The organism is Colwellia sp. KU-HH00111, from assembly GCF_040362745.1.
In the GTDB taxonomy this organism is placed as follows: domain Bacteria; phylum Pseudomonadota; class Gammaproteobacteria; order Enterobacterales; family Alteromonadaceae; genus Colwellia.
On record NZ_BAABWO010000001.1, the window covers coordinates 935,521 to 950,739 of the forward strand.

The window sequence follows — 15,219 nt, forward strand, 5'->3', positions numbered from 1 at the left end:
GCGTGCTCACCGCTTTTTATCTACTATAGCGCGGTTAAACAATATAGGTGAGCTGGCTGAGTGGCTGAAGGCGCACGCCTGGAAAGTGTGTTTAGGTTTACCCCTAACGAGAGTTCGAATCTCTCGCTCACCGCCATATTGAACCCCACTAGGTACCTTAACGTATCACTAATCCAATTAAAGCAAGGGCTACAAGCTAGTACTTCGCTTCATCAGACTTCATAAAAGACCGTGATAGACCACAATTAAGCTGCTACGTTATCTGATCCACGCAATTTTAGAAGTGTTTTTCTTAGGTGTATTTGTTGGTGTTTTTAAAGTTGTAAAACGAAAATCTAGCAACTATAATTAGTTGCATAAGGTAAAGTGACTAATGACGAAATTAATTAAACTAATAAGTAAACTGAATAATGCAAAAAATACGTTTGTATGGACTGATTTAGTTAGTTTACTTACCCAGTTAGGCTATACCAAAAAAGAAATGGCTGGCTCTAGGGTACGATTTTACAACGAAAAAATAGACAGCATGATTTTATTGCACAAGCCACACCCTGACAATGAACTTAAAGGTGGTGCATTAAAGTCAGTTAAAACAACATTAAAGCAAGAGGGCTTATTATGACTTATTTAGAATATAAAGGTTATTCTGGCACTATAGAGGCGCAGCTAGAAAGCGGTAATTTATTTGGTAAGTTGGCGTTTATTCGTGATCTTGTTACCTATGAAGCTGAAACAATCACTGAGTTACAAAATGAATTTGAAACCTCAGTGGATCAATATTTACAAGACTGTAAAGAGTTAAACAGAGAACCTAATAAACCATTTAAGGGGTCTTTTAATGTGCGAACAGGCTCAGATCTACATAGGGCTGCTGTTATGGCCATGGACGATATGAGTTTAAATGCTTTTGTGTGCGAGGCAATCAAAGAAAAAGTAAACAGAATTAATGAGCATTAAGTTTTTAAATATAATGTATATATTAAGTTGTGTTTCCCTGGTCTCGCTCACCGCCATATTAAGTGATATATAAACCCTGATTTATCAGGGTTTTTTGCTTTTTAATGCTCAATAATGATCAGTGAATTCGGTTTGTTTCTCAACTCTGCTATACCCAAACCACGGCGTTTGATGGGCTAAATCTTATGGGTTAGTACTATTTCTTTTAGTTTTGCTTTAGGTGAATTAGGTAAAGGTTTTATCTCGTTAACATAGGCAGCAAATTCTCTATCAATTGTTTGGGTATGTTCAACAAACCATGTAACAATAAATTCAATGAACTTTTGTAAATTACTGGTAGATTCGGTTAACTTATCTCGTCTTTGCCATAACTCTTGCGTCAATTCATTATGGTATGCCATGTGCTCTTTAAGTTTAGGGTAGTTCAGAATACGCATAAAGTTAGTTTCACTGAGAAAATGAAATTCGGCATAAGAAATAACTTCGTCGGCTAGGCTTAGTATAATACTTTGTTCAAAATGTTGGGCAATAACCAACTTATTAATACAAGCAAATAGGTTACTATGTTCAGAATCTATTAAATCTAAGCCGATATAATACTGTTTTTTCCATTCATACGTATGCATGGATTTTTCCTTCTGATTTTAGCGTTACCTTATTTTTTGGTAAATACTTTCTAATGAATGTATTCTAATATTAGCTTAATTTTTATATGTTTATAAATTTTTATCACATTTTATTAGTTGCCTACAACTTTCATTATCTGGAGTAACATGAGTCGTTATATTTTAGTCTTACAAGCAATGCGTTTACCCTTTTTAGTATTAGCGCCGATATGTGTATTCTTAGCGGTAGCAATAGCTAGGTCTCAACAAGTTGCGTTTGATGGTGTTAATGTGTTCCTTTGTTTATTAGGGGCATTGGCAGCACACATTGCAGTTAACACACTTAATGAGTATCAAGACTTTAAAAGCGGACTTGACTTTAAAACGGTTAGAACCCCTTTTAGTGGTGGCAGTGGTTTATTGCCTACCAATCCAGAGGTTGCTAATCAGGTTTTATTGGTCTGTATTATCGCTTTATTACTGACGGTCAGCGTAGGTTGTTATTTTGTTGCCCTTCATGGTTGGCAAATTGTGCCTTTAGGGCTATTTGGTCTATTATTGGTGGTAACTTATACTCGGTGGATTAATCGCAATGCTTTATTGTGTTTATTGGCACCAGGGATAGGTTTTGGCATTTTTATTGTGGGTGGCAGTTATTTTTGTATTACCGGTGAGTATAATAACAGCATGTGGCAGCTCTCTTTTATTCCTTTCCTATTAATTAACAACTTACTACTCGTGAATCAATATCCAGATATTGATGCCGATAAAAGTGTTGGCAGGAATCACTTTCCTATTAAGTACGGGGTTAAGGTCAGTACAGCCATTTATATTTTTTTCAGTGTTAGCGCACAACTTTTGCTGGCGTATTTAGTTTTCTTAGGGGGATTACCTGATAGAGCGCTGTTTACCTTTATACCTATGTTGTTGAGTTATGGTGTCGTGGTAGGACTATTAAGGTTAGGGAAAAACATTGCCGTCAATCCTAAATTTTTGGCTGCTAATGTTGGCTGCAGTGTACTTACACCATTAGTACTGGCAATTAGTTTATATCTTTAAGTGTTTTGGTTTACCTTAAAACAAAAAAGCAATAACAGCGAGGTTATTGCTTTTTTAGTTTAACTGTCGGTTGACTGCCTTTTAATACCAAATTGAACAAATTGCATAATAAGCAAAATCAAAATGGGCTATTTTACTTCTTCACCCGCTGCTTGTTTGTCGGCATGATAGGAAGAACGTACTAATGGACCGCAGGCAGCATGTTCAAAGCCCATTTTAGTGGCTTCTTCTTGAAACATAGCAAACTCATCAGGGTGGACGTAACGCTCAACAGGTAGGTGGTCTTTACTTGGCTGTAAATACTGACCAATAGTTAACATAGTCACCCCATGAGCTCGTAAATCGCGCATCACTTGCAGTATTTCTTCATTAGTTTCGCCTAAACCCACCATTAAACCTGATTTAGTTGTAACATTTGGGTTGGCTTCGCCAAAACTCTTTAACAGATCTAAAGACCATTGGTAGTTAGCACCGGGTCGGGCTTTGGTATAAAGCCTTGGGGCGGTTTCTAAATTGTGGTTTAAAACATGAGGCGGATTTTTATTAAGGATCTCTAGTGCTCTATCCATACGGCCGCGAAAATCAGGAACTAAAATTTCAATTTTAGTATTTGGCGCTTGTTCATTTATTTCACGCACACAATCTGCAAATTGTTGAGCACCACCGTCGCGCAGATCATCACGGTCAACTGAGGTGATCACTACATACTTTAGCGCCATATCTTTTAAGCTTAACGCGAGTTTTTTTGGCTCTTCTGGGTCTACAGCCAAAGGACGGCCATGACCTACATCGCAAAAAGGGCAACGACGAGTACAGATGTCACCTAGTATCATAAAAGTAGCGGTGCCGTGATTAAAGCATTCAGTCAAGTTAGGACATGAGGCTTCTTCACAAACTGAATGCAGGTTGTGCTTGCGCAAATTTGCTTTGATACCGTCAATTCGTTCACTTGAACGAGGTAACTTAATACGTAACCATTCGGGTTTACGTAGCATGCTTTCTTTGGTTGAGCTAACAACTTTAATCGGAATATGCGCCATTTTGTCGGCGTCACGGAGTTTGGTGCCGGGTGCCATTCTAACTGGCTTTTTAACGGCTGAGTTTGATTTGTTTTCGTCTTTAGGCATTGGCTTGCTCATAACTGCTGGGTAATCCTGTTTGATATTCAACCTTGCTTACTTGTAGCAGGTTGATGGCATATTTAACTAACGCATCGCTAGCGCTTTTTATATCTTTTGGGCCTTGTAAATCGCAAGTCTGTACCATTTCAAGGCCAGCATAACCGCACGGGTTTATTCTTAAAAAAGGAGATAAGTCCATGTTTACATTGAGTGCTAAACCATGAAAAGAACAGCCTTTACGTACTCTTAAACCTAAAGAGGCTATTTTTTTATCATCCACATATACACCTGGTGCATCAGGCTTTGGGTAGGCTTTAATAGCAAAGTCATGTAACGCAGCCACGATGCTTTTTTCAATTAAGGTCACTAAGTCTCGTACCCCTATCTTTTTACGGCGCAGATTGATCATAAAATAGATCACCTGTTGACCCGGGCCGTGATAGGTTACTTGACCGCCTCGGTCAACTTTGACAACTTCAATATTACCAGGCATTAATAAATGTTCTTCTTTACCTGCTTGTCCTTGAGTGAATACAGGCGGATGTTCTACTAGCCAAAGTTCATCGGGTGTTTGCTCGTCACGATTGTCAGTAAAGTTTTGCATTGCATGCCAAACCTTGCTGTAATCCATAGTAAACAACTGTCGAATTATTAGTTCGCTATTCACAAAAAAGCCTTATTTAATTTTGTTTTAAACAGTATACCTGAATATATCTGGCTGACAATTAGAGAACGTAGCGAACTTGCTCAATAGCGTTTAAGGTTTTATAGATCTGCTCGATGTGTTCTTTACTGGTCACAGTAACGGGGATCGAAACCGAGTGATAATTACCTTTAGAGCTAGGGGTTATTTTAACTGTATAGTCACCAGGGGTATGTTTTTGTAGTTCTGCGATAATCAAGTCTGGCAACTCATCACAAGCAACCCCCATTACTTTAAAGTTTAATACGGTGGGAAAGTCTAATAATTCATCAAAATGGGTTTTCATGTTTCTCTCTACAAAAGCTAAAGGTCGATAGTATGATATATACTGCAATAATCGTTATTTGATTATTTTATCACTAATGTCGATTGAAGTGCTATCAGGGAATAAAAAAGAGCAATAAAAAGGGCTACTTTTTTCTTCCAGCCGATACAGGTAATCACACCAGGGTTATTACCTTAAGTGGCAAAGTAATTTAAATAATAAATAACTAGTTGTTAATACTCACATATGATTAAATAACTGTTGTTATTTACAGTGTATTAGGTTTTCTATGTTATTTAATTTGCAACAGCCAGATATTTTACCCTTGCTAATACTTTATGCTTTTGGGGTGTTATTAACCGCAATATTGCTTATTGTCAGATATAACCGTAAACAAGGTCGACAAATTGCTGAACTACAAACTAAGTTTGAGCTGTATTCGTCGGAGCAAAATAAGGCATTATTACAACTATTTGATAAACAACAATTACAACTTTCAAGTGCTTTTGATCAGCAAATGTCAGATCTTCGTCTTAAACTATTAAGAGAATTGAATAGTCAAAAAGAGCAACTCAATCAGACGTTAGCACACAATCAAAATCAAACTCTTGAGCAACTGATTAAGCATTTAAATAGTACCACGCAGGCTAATCGTGAAGAGCTAAGCAAGTCGTTAATGCAAAGCAGTGAGCAAATGAACAAACGAATTGATGTGTTAACTAATGCAACCGATCAGCGTTTACAGCAAATTAGTGGTCAGGTTGAAAAGCGGCTTACAGAAGGGTTTGAGAAAACCACTAAGACATTTAGTGATATTTTACAACGGTTAGCGTTAATTGATGATGCCCAGAAAAAAATTACTGAACTGTCAACCAATGTGGTGAGTTTACAAGCTGTGCTAAACGATAAGCGCTCACGGGGGGCTTTTGGTGAAGTACAGCTCAATGGCTTAATTCGAAATGTATTACCGGAACAAAGTTTCAAGTTGCAACATACGTTGTCAAACGGAAAAATTGCAGATTGTGTGCTGTTTTTACCTGAGCCTACCGGTAACGTAGTAGTCGATGCAAAATTTCCGCTAGAGAGTTACCGAAAAATGATGGATATTGAATTACCTGCATCTGATAGAAAAAGTGCTGGTCGACAATTTAAAATTGATATCAAAAAACATATCAATGATATTAGCGAAAAATATTTGATTGATAATGAAACTGCCGATGGCGCTATAATGTTTATTCCTGCTGAGGCAGTGTTTGCAGAGATACACGGGCACCAAAGTGAGCTGGTTGATTATGCGAATAAGAAACGAGTATGGTTAGTGTCTCCTACCACGTTAATGGCTATTTTGACTACAGCGCGTTCGGTATTAAAAGATGAAGCAACGCGCAAGCAAATTCATATTATTCAGGCGCACTTGTCTGATTTAGCACTCGACTTCAACCGTTTTAAGGGACGATTTGCTAACTTAGCAAAACATATTGACCAAGCCGCCACCGATGTCAAACAAATCCATACCTCGGCGGATAAAATTTCAAATCGTTTTGAAAAAATAGAGCAAGTTGAACTTCAAGATCACGATACCAAGCCAATGCGCGCCGAGGGGTTATTATAAACCTTGTTGTTTTTGCTTAACAGGCAACCCCTTTTAAAATGCAACATTGATAAAAACAATGATTAACAAAATAGGGCAAATATAACGTAAGTAAAAACCAAAAAATCTTAGTTTGGTATTTTCCTGTAGTTGTGCAACATCGGTAAGTTTATTACCACGCTGCCAAATCCAACCAACCACAATAAAATAAAACAATGACATTAGCGGTTGGAGAATGGTAGTTAGCATTTGAATGACCAAGCCAAATAGTAAGTCAAAAAATGCAATAAGTAACATACTAGCAACTAAAACAACGGCAGAAATAAGCCAAGTCGCACCTTTTCGATTCATGTTTTTATCTTCAACTAAATAGGCTACAGGAACCTCGGTAGAAGAAATTGTCGATGTCAGTGCCGCAATAGACAGCAAGGTGAAAAAGCTAAAAGAAACCAGTAAGCCACCCATGCCCATAGTGGCAAATAAAGAAGGTAGAATTTGAAATATTAGTTGGCCTTCACCGATTAAATGGCCGTTAGTGAATACTTCTTGACCCGCATGTTGGGCGACAAATAACGCAGGAATAATTAATAACCCGGCTAGAAACGCGATAAAAGTATCCAGTGCAGCGATAGACACCACTAATTTACCTAGATCTTGCCCTTTTTTCATGTATGAGCCATACACCATCATACCTCCTACACCGATAGAAAGTGAGAAAAAAGCTTGTCCCATGGCAGAAATAATGAGTTTGGGATCACTGACTTGAGCAAAGTCCGGAATTAAATATAAAGCCAAGCCAGCTTGTGCTCCTTCTAGTTGGAGAATATAAACAATCAAGCCAATGAGCATCAATAGTAACATTGGCATTAAGCGACTTGACCAACGTTCGATGCCGCCATGTACTCCTTGGTGAATAATACCTGCGCCCAAAACAATAAATACAGGGGTGAATACCAGATTACGCAGCGTACTAGAAGTGGATAACCAATTTGAAATATCTGTAAAGCCCATCAATGCAGTTAAGGCACTTAATGCATGCGCTAACATCCAACCTGCTACTATAGTATAAAAACTTAACATCATAATGGCGCCCACTAAGCCAATAATGCCAGCATTACGACCTAAGCGCTTAGAACCATTGCCGCACGCTTCAGCAAGCGCACTAACCGGATTTTTTTGTGCTTGGTTACCAATATAAACCTCGGCATAGAGTGCAGGTAAGGCAAGTAATAAGGTCACAATAAGGTAAACAAATAAAAATGCGCCACCACCATTGTTGGCGGCTTGGGTAGGAAAGCCCCAGATATTACCCAAACCAATAGCAGAGCCAGCAGCGGCAAGTACAAAGCCAATACGAGAATGAAATGAATCACGAGGAAGAGCAGAAGACGACATGAAGTTAACAGTTTAAGTATTAAATAATAGGAGGTGAGCTTACCTATTTATTCTAGTTGAGTAAAGCAAACTAGGATAAGTGTTAAAAATACAAATTTGTTACATATAAAGGGTGATTTTCATGCGCTACTTTGTGTTATTATTTCAAAAAACTCAGTAGTCTTATATAAGTAGATAGTAGTATGTTGCAATTTGAAATTATTCCAGTGACCCCTTTTCAACAAAACTGTACTTTGTTTTGGTGTGATGAAACACAACAGGCGGCAGTGATTGATCCCGGTGGTGATATTGATAAAGTGATAGCGGCAATTGACAAACATCATTTAACCCTAGTTAAGGTGTTTTTAACCCACGCCCATATAGACCATGCTGGAGCAACTAATGCAGTAGCAAAGCATTATAATGTTGCAATTGAAGGACCCCACAAAGAAGACCAGTTCTGGATTGATTTAATTGAAGAGCAAAAGCAACGCTTTGGTTTTGCTCATGCAGAATCTTTCACCCCTGATCGCTTTTTAAACCAAGGTGACACTGTTAGTTTTGGTAATATCACCTTAGAGGTATACTTCTGCCCCGGCCATACGCCAGGTCATGTGGTATTTTACCATCGTGATTCACAGCTTGCGCAAGTTGGAGATGTACTGTTTCAAGGCTCTATAGGTAGAACCGATTTTCCCCGTGGTGATCATGCCACACTGATCAACTCTATTCGTAATAACCTATTTTCATTAGGAGATGAGGTGCGTTTTATTCCGGGCCACGGACCTATGAGTACCTTTGGACAAGAACGTCTTAGTAACCCATATGTAAGTGACCAAGCGGTGGGCGCAACGCGTTAATTATGGCTAGTTTTGTTTTTAGAGCGCAACGACGTTTAAAAAAAATTGATTCAAGTAAAGTGTTTCAAAGTGCGGTTATTACCGTAATTTTACTGTCAGCGTTATTGATTGGCGCCAAAACACATCAATTATCTGATAATACCATTGCGGTACTTGCCTTATTAGACCTTGGCATCACCATCTTTTTTGTTATCGAAATAGTGATTCGTTTTCTTGCTTACCCAAAAGGAAAACGATTTTTTCATAATGGCTGGAATATCTTTGATACCGTTATTGTTATTGGCAGCTTAATCCCTGATGGTGGCTCAGGTGTGTTATTGGCTCGTTTGTTGAGAGTTTTCAGAGTGTTACGCCTAGTGTCTATGGTGCCTGAGTTGAGGTTGCTTATTAATGCCTTACTCAAAGCCATACCTAGAATGGGCTACATTGCCTTGCTCATGTTTGTTATTTTTTATATCTACGCAGCTATTGGTAGCATGTTATTTAATCAAATTAACGATGTATTATGGGGCGATGTGTCGATCTCAATGCTAACGCTGTTTCGGGTGGCAACCTTTGAAGATTGGACTGATGTCATGTACGAAACCATGGCTGTACACCCACTTAGTTGGATTTATTATCTAAGTTTCATTTTCTTAACTGCCTTTGTGTTCTTAAATATGATGGTAGGTACCGTACTGGAAGTGATGAGCCAAGAGCATGAAAGTTTTCGTGCTGAGCAGCATGGAGAAACAGGCGAGGGCGGGGAGCCAGCTAGTCGTGCTCAAATTGAAAAACTTGAACAAGAGCTTGTTGAAATCAAAGCCTTGTTAGTAAAAAATCAAAAAAATGTAGGGTAGAATGATTTTTAACAAAAGCGTGCAGCGAATCCCCTTCCTACAAAGAGAACCCCCCATGTAGCGTATTCCGACAAAAAAGCGGGCAATGAATTACCCCCTACAAAGAGCAATCAATGTAGGGCGGAATTCAGGAGAATGTGCGTCCTGCATTCTCTAATAAGCTACATCCATGTAGCGTATTCCGACAAAAGCGTGCAGCGAATCCCGTTCCTACAAAGAGAACCCCATGTAGTGTATTCCGACAAAAAAGCGGGCAATGAATTACCCCCTACAAAGAGCAATCAATGTAGGGCGGAATTTATTCCGACAAAAGCGTGCAGCGAATCCCCTTCCTACAAAGAGAACCCCCCCATGTAGCGTATTCCGACAAAAAAGCGGGCAATGAATTACCCCCTACAAAGAGCAATCAATGTAGGGCGGAATTCAGGAGAATGTGCGTCCTGCATTCTCTAATAAGCTACATCCATGTAGCGTATTCCGACAAAAGTGTGCAGCGAATCCCCTTCCTACAAAGAGGACAACCCATGTAGGGTATTCCGACAAAAAAGCGGGCAATGAATTACCCCCTACACAGGGCAATCAATGTAGGGCGGATTGATAAACCAATGTAGGGCGGAATTTATTCCGACAAAAGCGTGCAGCGAATCCCCTTCCTACAAAGAGAACCCCCATGTAGCGTATTCCGACAAAAGCGTGCAGCGAATCCCGTTCCTACAAAGAGAACCCCCCATGTAGGGTATTCCGACAAAAAAGCGGGCAATGAATTACCCCTACAATTTTCACCGCTTCGATTTTTGATAACGCATTAAAATAGTATCTAAGTGATTAGCAAAGGTTTGCCGATCACTTTGACTAAGAGGTGGTGGCCCACCTGATTGCATTCCGCTGGCACGCATCGTATCCATAAAATCACGGATATTAAGCCGAGATTTTATGTTTTCTTTAGTAAATAGTTCGCCTCTTGGGCTCAACGCTACTGCAAACTTAGTAATTACTTCATCGGCTAAAGGAATATCTGAGGTAATAACCAAATCACCTTTTTCAACCCGTTTAACAATTTCATCATCAGCAATATCAAAGCCTGAACTCACTTGCATAAAGTGAATAACACGAGATGGTGGAATTTTAATGTGATGATTGGCTACTAACGTTGTTTGTATTTTTGTACGTTCAGCCGCTTTAAATAAAATTTCTTTTATTACCACGGGGCAGGCATCAGCATCGACCCAAATGTTCATAAATATACTAATTCCATCATTGTGTTCGTATCTATAAATAAATATTTCATCTTGATATGATAACTTATTCTTATGAAATAAGGAGGACACTTTGTCAAATATAACTAAGCACTCAGTCAATCAACACTATGCGCAAATTTGGCAAACAGTGCAGCTTATTCCAACAGGTAAAGTGGCTTGTTATGGACAAATAGCCGATCTAGCCGGTTTGCCCGGTAGAGCAAGGTTAGTGGGGAAAGCATTAGGTATGGTGCCAGAAAGTGGTTGGCAAGGTCAAAACGTTCCTTGGTATCGAGTGATTAATTCGCAAGGTAAAATATCTTTTCCTACTGATAGCCTTAATTTTGACAAACAAAAACAGCGATTACAAACAGAGCAAGTGGTGGTTATTGGCGCCAGAGTTAAATTAAGCGAGTTTCAGTGGCAACCTGATTTAGCTGAAATATTATACAAACTAGAATTTTAAGCTAAAAAAATCATTCTTTCATTGTTTATTAAGGGCTTAACTTCATTTTTTCTGATATTTATTCACTTCTCTTGTCTTTTTTATCCTCAAAAAACACAAATAAATTTGACTTACTACGAATGAATTAGTAAAACATATGCAGCAAAGTATTTGTGCCTAAATTTAGGCAGCTTTGTTTAAGTAATAAGCAAAAAAGACCATTCATCACAATTCAAACATTTTATTTACAAAAATTGTTTTTTTATGGGTGATATTTTTTATTTGTTACTACAATAGAAAGCAACTTTAACTCTCATCTTGACAGCTTGTTTGTCATTTGGGATTATTGATAGGTTGTATTCATAAAAAATTACACATTAGTTGTATAATAAGTACAAAACGACAGATTTTTATATTTGCGGTAACATAAATCTTTGTTATCAAAATTTAAATAGCAATTGGTTGGGAACTATGTCCAAAGTAAGTAAGAAAAGCCTCATCGCTACGGCAATGGTAGGCGCACTAGCATTAACAGGTAGCAACATCGCTAATGCAAATGCATTAACAGACCTTCAAAAAGCTGAAGCTAAAATTTTTAAAGCCTCAGCAAAATCACAAGCCAAAATCAACACTATCTACGAGCAAACGCAAGATCTACTTGCTGAGTATCGTAATACGGTTGATGAAGCTGACGTACTTCGTGGTTATAACGACCATGTACAACGTATGGTTGATGATCAAAAAGCAAATATTGCTTCATTACAAAAGCAAATTGATGGTATCGATAAATTCAAATCAGGTGTTGTACCACTAATGTACAAAATGATTGACACCTTAGATAAGTTTATTGAACTAGACGTGCCAATGAATATTGAACGTCGTAAAGAACGTGTTGCTAACTTACGTGACGTTATGAATAACTCAAACGTTACTACTTCAGAGCAATTTCGTTTAGTACTTGAAGCTTATGAAATTGAAGCGGGCTACGGCACAATCTTTGATGCATACCAAGCAGAGATGGATTTTAACGGCACCACACTAACTGCTGATTTTGTGCATATGGGGCGTATTGCTTTTGTTGCACAATCTTTAGATGGTAAACGTTCATGGTTGTGGAATAACCAAAGCCGTGCATGGGAAGAGTTGGGTGATGAGTACATCAAACCCGTTAAAGATGCAATCGCCATGGCGCGTAAGCAACTTCCTATGGATTTAGCTAAATTACCAGTATTTGCAGCAGGAGCAGAATAATGAAAAAAGTGTTAAATTTTGTCGCTCTAGCAGCAATTATGACTGCTGGTGTAGTGACTACTACCCACGCAAACCAGTTAGATGATTTATTAAAGCAAGTTAAAGCTGACCGTGTTTCAGAAGCTAAACTTGATAAAAAACGTGAAGCTGAGTTTTTATCTGCTCGTGCTGATAAAAAAGCCTTACTAAATAAAGCAAAAAAAGAATTAGCTAACCAGAATGCGCGTAATAAGCGTTTAACTAAAGAATATGCAGCAAACGAAATTACGTTAGCACAAAAAGAAGTTGAACTTGATAACGCAACGGGTACGTTAGGTGAAATGTTCGGTGTATCACGTGCAGCAGCTGCAGGTGCTTACGGACAGATTTCAACTTCAATTGTAAGCGCTGAGTTTTCAAACCGTGGTGAAGCGCTTAACCGCATCGCTAATGCTAAAGAAATCCCATCGATTAGTGATCTTGAAGAGTTATGGTTTGCACTACAAACTGAAATGACGCAATCAGGTAAAATTTCTAAGTTTACAACTGAAGTTACCAACCTAGATGGCTCTAAGTCTACTGAAACAGTGACTCGTTTAGGTACGTTTAACTTAGTATCAGACAATGGCTACCTAACGTATAACGATGAAGTAGGTCAAGTTCAACCTTTACCTAAGCAACCTGCGGGTCATATTTCAGGAACTGCTAAAGAGTTCTTTAATGCGAGCTCTGGATATGTTGGTGTTTATGTCGATCCTTCACGTGGTGGTATTTTATCACTAGAAACACGTAAGAAAACCTTAGAAGAATTCTTCCACGAAGGTAAAGAAGTAGGTTATGCCATCACAGTACTTTTAATTATCGGTTGTTTAATTGCCCTTGAACGTATCATTGTACTAGGTGGTATGTCAGCTAAAATTAAGGCACAAGAGAAAAACCTTGATACGCCAAATGCTAACAACCCATTAGGTCGTTTATTGCAAATTTACCATGATAACAAATCAGTTGATGCTGAAACGTTAGAATTGAAACTTGATGAAGGTATTTTACGTGAAACACCTAAAGTAGACCGTGGTGTTAACTTAATTAAAATGTTTGCTGCTATTGCCCCATTAATGGGTCTATTAGGTACCGTAATTGGTATGATTATGACCTTCCAAACCATTACTTTGTTTGGTACGGGTGACCCGAAAATTATGGCGGGTAACATCTCACTAGCACTTGTAACAACAGCATTAGGTTTGATTTGTGCATTGCCACTTATTCTTATTCACTCAGTTGTTGCTGGTAAAGCGAAAAGCGTTTTACAAAAACTAGATGAGCAAAGTGCAGGTTTAATTGCTGCGATTGCAGAGAAGGAGTCTAAATAATGTTATTCCTGATAGAGCTTTGGGAATCTGTCAGGGGTTTTATTGCAACTGGCGGTAACGTGCTTTACGTTGTTGCCTTTGCACTCTTATTGATGTGGATAATGATGATAGAACGTTATTGGTTCTTGTCATCTGTCTACCCAGCAATGAAAGAAAATATTATTTCTAACTGGGATGCACGCACAGACACAACGTCTTGGTATGCACATCGTATTAGAGAGACTTGGATTTCCGAAGCAAACGAATTGCTTGAACAGCGTATGATTACCATCAGAACATTAGTGGCAATGTGTCCATTAATCGGGTTGTTGGGAACGGTAACAGGTATGATTGGGGTGTTCGAAACGATGGCACAACAAGGTACAGGTAACCCGCGTTTAATGGCAGCAGGTATATCACAAGCAACTATTCCGACTATGGCGGGTATGGTAGCAGCATTATCTGGTGTGTTTTTCAGTTCAAGACTAGACGCTCAAGTTAAACTAGCAAAGGCTAAACTGGTTGACAGTTTACCTCATCACTAGAGAGAGATTTTCATGGCACGTAAAAAAATTCGTGAGGACGAAGAAGCGGTAATTGATATGACACCGATGCTTGACATCGTATTTATCATGCTGATCTTCTTCATTGTAACCACTTCTTTTGTTAAAGAAGCAGGTATTGAAGTAAATAAACCAAAAGCGGCACAACAAACTAAACAGAAAAACGCTAATATCTTTATTGCAGTTAAAGATAATGGTGAAATCTGGTTAGATAAAGGCCGTGTTGATATCGAACGTGTTGGCGCAAGGATTGAAAAATTACTTGCAGAGCAACCAACCGATGTTGTTATTATCCAAGCAGACAAAGACGCTAAACACGGTGTTGTTGTTAAAGTAATGGATGCAATTAAAGAAGCAGGAAGTGGTCTTAGAATATCCATTGCTGCAGCTAAGGGGTAGAGTATGGGACGCGTTTTAGTATCAATACTACTAGGCGCTGCAGTTACCTTTGGTTTATTTGCTTTTATGGCTTTCCTTGTATCATCAGGTGATAGAACTAAGGATGAGGCACAAGAGAATATAATAGTAGAAGTTAATACTACACCACCAAAGTCGTCTGCAGAAACACGTCGTCGTGTACCGCCGCCGCCACCGCCGCCGCCTAAAGCTCCGCCGAAGCAAGCTCCACAAGAGCCTGAAGCGAGCAATGATAGCAGTGGTTTAACGTTTAACATGCCAGGTGTTCAGTTATCTGGCGCCTCAACGGGATTATCTGCACCAGGTGCTGGTTTTGGACGTGATGGCGATGCAACACCAATTGTACGAATAGAGCCTAAATACCCTATTCAAGCAGCACGAGATGGTAAAGAAGGTTGGGTTAAGCTTTCTTTTACTATCAACGAAATTGGTGGTGTTGAAGATGTTAAAGTAATTGAAGCACAACCTAAGCGTGTTTTTGATAAAGAAGCAAAACGTGCGCTTAGAAAGTGGAAATACAAGCCAAAAGTTGTTGATGGTAAGCCATTGAGACAGCCAGGTTTAACGGTTCAATTAGACTTTAAAATGGACGGAGGGAAGTAG

At 38.8% G+C, this 15,219-nt stretch carries 18 protein-coding genes and 1 tRNA gene; 13 read left to right on the forward strand and 6 right to left on the reverse strand.

Features of this window, described 5'->3' with window-relative positions:
- The first annotated feature begins 46 nt into the window (after window positions 1-46).
- The 3 genes from ABXG98_RS04100 (at window position 47) to ABXG98_RS04110 (ending at window position 957) form a co-directional block, all read left to right on the forward strand.
- Window positions 47-136 (forward strand) — tRNA-Ser (locus ABXG98_RS04100).
- 237 nt (window positions 137-373) lie between these two features.
- The gene (locus ABXG98_RS04105; RefSeq protein ID WP_353537401.1) at window positions 374-622 is read left to right on the forward strand and encodes a type II toxin-antitoxin system HicA family toxin; all 249 of its coding nucleotides are present in this window, start codon (window positions 374-376) and stop codon (window positions 620-622) included.
- Entirely contained in the window at window positions 619-957 is a 339-nt protein-coding gene (locus ABXG98_RS04110) for a type II toxin-antitoxin system HicB family antitoxin (RefSeq protein ID WP_353537402.1), read from the forward strand. The genes ABXG98_RS04105 and ABXG98_RS04110 overlap by 4 nt, the downstream gene beginning before the upstream one ends.
- Window positions 958-1,133: 176 nt before the next feature.
- Here ABXG98_RS04110 and ABXG98_RS04115 read toward each other — a convergent pair whose 3' ends face one another.
- Window positions 1,134-1,583, reverse strand: a complete 450-nt coding sequence (locus tag ABXG98_RS04115; protein ID WP_353537403.1) for a bacteriohemerythrin — start codon at window positions 1,581-1,583, stop codon at window positions 1,134-1,136.
- A gap of 147 nt (window positions 1,584-1,730) precedes the next feature.
- Here ABXG98_RS04115 and ABXG98_RS04120 point away from each other — a divergent pair, with 147 nt between their 5' ends.
- Complete coding sequence (locus ABXG98_RS04120; RefSeq protein ID WP_353537404.1) at window positions 1,731-2,621, forward strand: prenyltransferase; 891 nt, start codon at window positions 1,731-1,733, stop codon at window positions 2,619-2,621.
- A gap of 128 nt (window positions 2,622-2,749) precedes the next feature.
- On the opposite strand, the gene lipA is transcribed toward ABXG98_RS04120, so the two are convergent.
- The 3 genes from lipA to ybeD all read right to left on the reverse strand — a co-directional run bounded on the left by lipA (window position 2,750) and on the right by ybeD (window position 4,731).
- The gene (lipA, locus tag ABXG98_RS04125) at window positions 2,750-3,748 is read right to left on the reverse strand and encodes a lipoyl synthase (RefSeq protein ID WP_502901534.1); all 999 of its coding nucleotides are present in this window, start codon (window positions 3,746-3,748) and stop codon (window positions 2,750-2,752) included.
- Window positions 3,741-4,373, reverse strand: coding sequence for a lipoyl(octanoyl) transferase LipB (gene lipB / locus ABXG98_RS04130; RefSeq protein ID WP_502901535.1), 633 nt, complete (start codon window positions 4,371-4,373; stop codon window positions 3,741-3,743). The genes lipA and lipB overlap by 8 nt, the downstream gene beginning before the upstream one ends.
- A gap of 94 nt (window positions 4,374-4,467) precedes the next feature.
- Entirely contained in the window at window positions 4,468-4,731 is a 264-nt protein-coding gene (gene ybeD, locus ABXG98_RS04135; protein WP_353537407.1) for a DUF493 family protein YbeD, read from the reverse strand.
- A gap of 268 nt (window positions 4,732-4,999) precedes the next feature.
- On the opposite strand from ybeD, the gene ABXG98_RS04140 reads away from it, so the two are divergent.
- Complete coding sequence (locus ABXG98_RS04140) at window positions 5,000-6,322, forward strand: DNA recombination protein RmuC (protein WP_353537408.1); 1,323 nt, start codon at window positions 5,000-5,002, stop codon at window positions 6,320-6,322.
- A 33-nt stretch (window positions 6,323-6,355) separates the two neighbouring features.
- Here the strand turns inward: ABXG98_RS04140 and ABXG98_RS04145 are convergent, their stop codons facing one another.
- Window positions 6,356-7,696 carry a sodium-dependent transporter gene (locus tag ABXG98_RS04145; protein ID WP_353537409.1) on the reverse strand — a complete coding sequence of 447 codons (1,341 nt, stop codon included), beginning with the start codon at window positions 7,694-7,696 and terminating at the stop codon, window positions 6,356-6,358.
- A 182-nt stretch (window positions 7,697-7,878) separates the two neighbouring features.
- Between ABXG98_RS04145 and ABXG98_RS04150 the strand changes: the two genes are divergently transcribed.
- Window positions 7,879-8,535: an MBL fold metallo-hydrolase gene (locus tag ABXG98_RS04150; RefSeq protein ID WP_353537410.1), complete on the forward strand. Its 657-nt coding sequence runs from the start codon at window positions 7,879-7,881 to the stop codon at window positions 8,533-8,535.
- Window positions 8,536-8,537: 2 nt separating this feature from the next.
- Window positions 8,538-9,374 carry an ion transporter gene (locus ABXG98_RS04155; protein WP_353537411.1) on the forward strand — a complete coding sequence of 279 codons (837 nt, stop codon included), beginning with the start codon at window positions 8,538-8,540 and terminating at the stop codon, window positions 9,372-9,374.
- A gap of 779 nt (window positions 9,375-10,153) precedes the next feature.
- Here ABXG98_RS04155 and ABXG98_RS04160 read toward each other — a convergent pair.
- Window positions 10,154-10,612 carry a YaiI/YqxD family protein gene (locus ABXG98_RS04160; RefSeq protein WP_353537412.1) on the reverse strand — a complete coding sequence of 153 codons (459 nt, stop codon included), beginning with the start codon at window positions 10,610-10,612 and terminating at the stop codon, window positions 10,154-10,156.
- 91 nt (window positions 10,613-10,703) lie between these two features.
- Between ABXG98_RS04160 and ABXG98_RS04165 the strand changes: the two genes are divergently transcribed.
- The 6 genes from ABXG98_RS04165 (at window position 10,704) to ABXG98_RS04190 (ending at window position 15,219) form a co-directional block, all read left to right on the forward strand.
- Window positions 10,704-11,078 (forward strand): MGMT family protein, encoded by a 375-nt coding sequence (locus ABXG98_RS04165; RefSeq protein WP_353537413.1) that lies wholly within the window; start codon window positions 10,704-10,706, stop codon window positions 11,076-11,078.
- A 450-nt stretch (window positions 11,079-11,528) separates the two neighbouring features.
- Window positions 11,529-12,308 (forward strand): DUF3450 domain-containing protein, encoded by a 780-nt coding sequence (locus ABXG98_RS04170; RefSeq protein WP_353537414.1) that lies wholly within the window; start codon window positions 11,529-11,531, stop codon window positions 12,306-12,308.
- A complete protein-coding gene (locus ABXG98_RS04175) occupies window positions 12,308-13,657 on the forward strand; it encodes a MotA/TolQ/ExbB proton channel family protein (RefSeq protein ID WP_353537415.1) in 1,350 nt (449 codons plus the stop codon). The genes ABXG98_RS04170 and ABXG98_RS04175 overlap by 1 nt, the downstream gene beginning before the upstream one ends.
- Window positions 13,657-14,181 (forward strand): MotA/TolQ/ExbB proton channel family protein, encoded by a 525-nt coding sequence (locus ABXG98_RS04180; protein WP_353537416.1) that lies wholly within the window; start codon window positions 13,657-13,659, stop codon window positions 14,179-14,181. The genes ABXG98_RS04175 and ABXG98_RS04180 overlap by 1 nt, the downstream gene beginning before the upstream one ends.
- Window positions 14,182-14,193: 12 nt before the next feature.
- Window positions 14,194-14,598, forward strand: a complete 405-nt coding sequence (locus tag ABXG98_RS04185; RefSeq protein WP_353537417.1) for an ExbD/TolR family protein — start codon at window positions 14,194-14,196, stop codon at window positions 14,596-14,598.
- 3 nt (window positions 14,599-14,601) lie between these two features.
- On the forward strand, window positions 14,602-15,219 hold the full coding sequence (locus ABXG98_RS04190) for an energy transducer TonB (RefSeq protein WP_353537418.1): 618 nt from the start codon (window positions 14,602-14,604) through the stop codon (window positions 15,217-15,219).

Bases quoted from the DNA above. Each gene is read 5' to 3' on its own strand.
- ABXG98_RS04105 (WP_353537401.1), top strand. From the start codon at position 374: ATGACGAAATTAATTAAACTAATAAGTAAACTGAATAATGCAAAAAAT.
- ABXG98_RS04110 (WP_353537402.1), top strand. From the start codon at position 619: ATGACTTATTTAGAATATAAAGGTTATTCTGGCACTATAGAGGCGCAG.
- ABXG98_RS04115 (WP_353537403.1), bottom strand. From the start codon at position 1,583: ATGCATACGTATGAATGGAAAAAACAGTATTATATCGGCTTAGATTTA.
- ABXG98_RS04120 (WP_353537404.1), top strand. From the start codon at position 1,731: ATGAGTCGTTATATTTTAGTCTTACAAGCAATGCGTTTACCCTTTTTA.
- lipA (WP_502901534.1), bottom strand. From the start codon at position 3,748: ATGCCTAAAGACGAAAACAAATCAAACTCAGCCGTTAAAAAGCCAGTT.
- lipB (WP_502901535.1), bottom strand. From the start codon at position 4,373: ATGGATTACAGCAAGGTTTGGCATGCAATGCAAAACTTTACTGACAAT.
- ybeD (WP_353537407.1), bottom strand. From the start codon at position 4,731: ATGAAAACCCATTTTGATGAATTATTAGACTTTCCCACCGTATTAAAC.
- ABXG98_RS04140 (WP_353537408.1), top strand. From the start codon at position 5,000: ATGTTATTTAATTTGCAACAGCCAGATATTTTACCCTTGCTAATACTT.
- ABXG98_RS04145 (WP_353537409.1), bottom strand. From the start codon at position 7,696: ATGTCGTCTTCTGCTCTTCCTCGTGATTCATTTCATTCTCGTATTGGC.
- ABXG98_RS04150 (WP_353537410.1), top strand. From the start codon at position 7,879: ATGTTGCAATTTGAAATTATTCCAGTGACCCCTTTTCAACAAAACTGT.
- ABXG98_RS04155 (WP_353537411.1), top strand. From the start codon at position 8,538: ATGGCTAGTTTTGTTTTTAGAGCGCAACGACGTTTAAAAAAAATTGAT.
- ABXG98_RS04160 (WP_353537412.1), bottom strand. From the start codon at position 10,612: ATGAACATTTGGGTCGATGCTGATGCCTGCCCCGTGGTAATAAAAGAA.
- ABXG98_RS04170 (WP_353537414.1), top strand. From the start codon at position 11,529: ATGTCCAAAGTAAGTAAGAAAAGCCTCATCGCTACGGCAATGGTAGGC.
- ABXG98_RS04175 (WP_353537415.1), top strand. From the start codon at position 12,308: ATGAAAAAAGTGTTAAATTTTGTCGCTCTAGCAGCAATTATGACTGCT.
- ABXG98_RS04180 (WP_353537416.1), top strand. From the start codon at position 13,657: ATGTTATTCCTGATAGAGCTTTGGGAATCTGTCAGGGGTTTTATTGCA.
- ABXG98_RS04185 (WP_353537417.1), top strand. From the start codon at position 14,194: ATGGCACGTAAAAAAATTCGTGAGGACGAAGAAGCGGTAATTGATATG.
- ABXG98_RS04190 (WP_353537418.1), top strand. From the start codon at position 14,602: ATGGGACGCGTTTTAGTATCAATACTACTAGGCGCTGCAGTTACCTTT.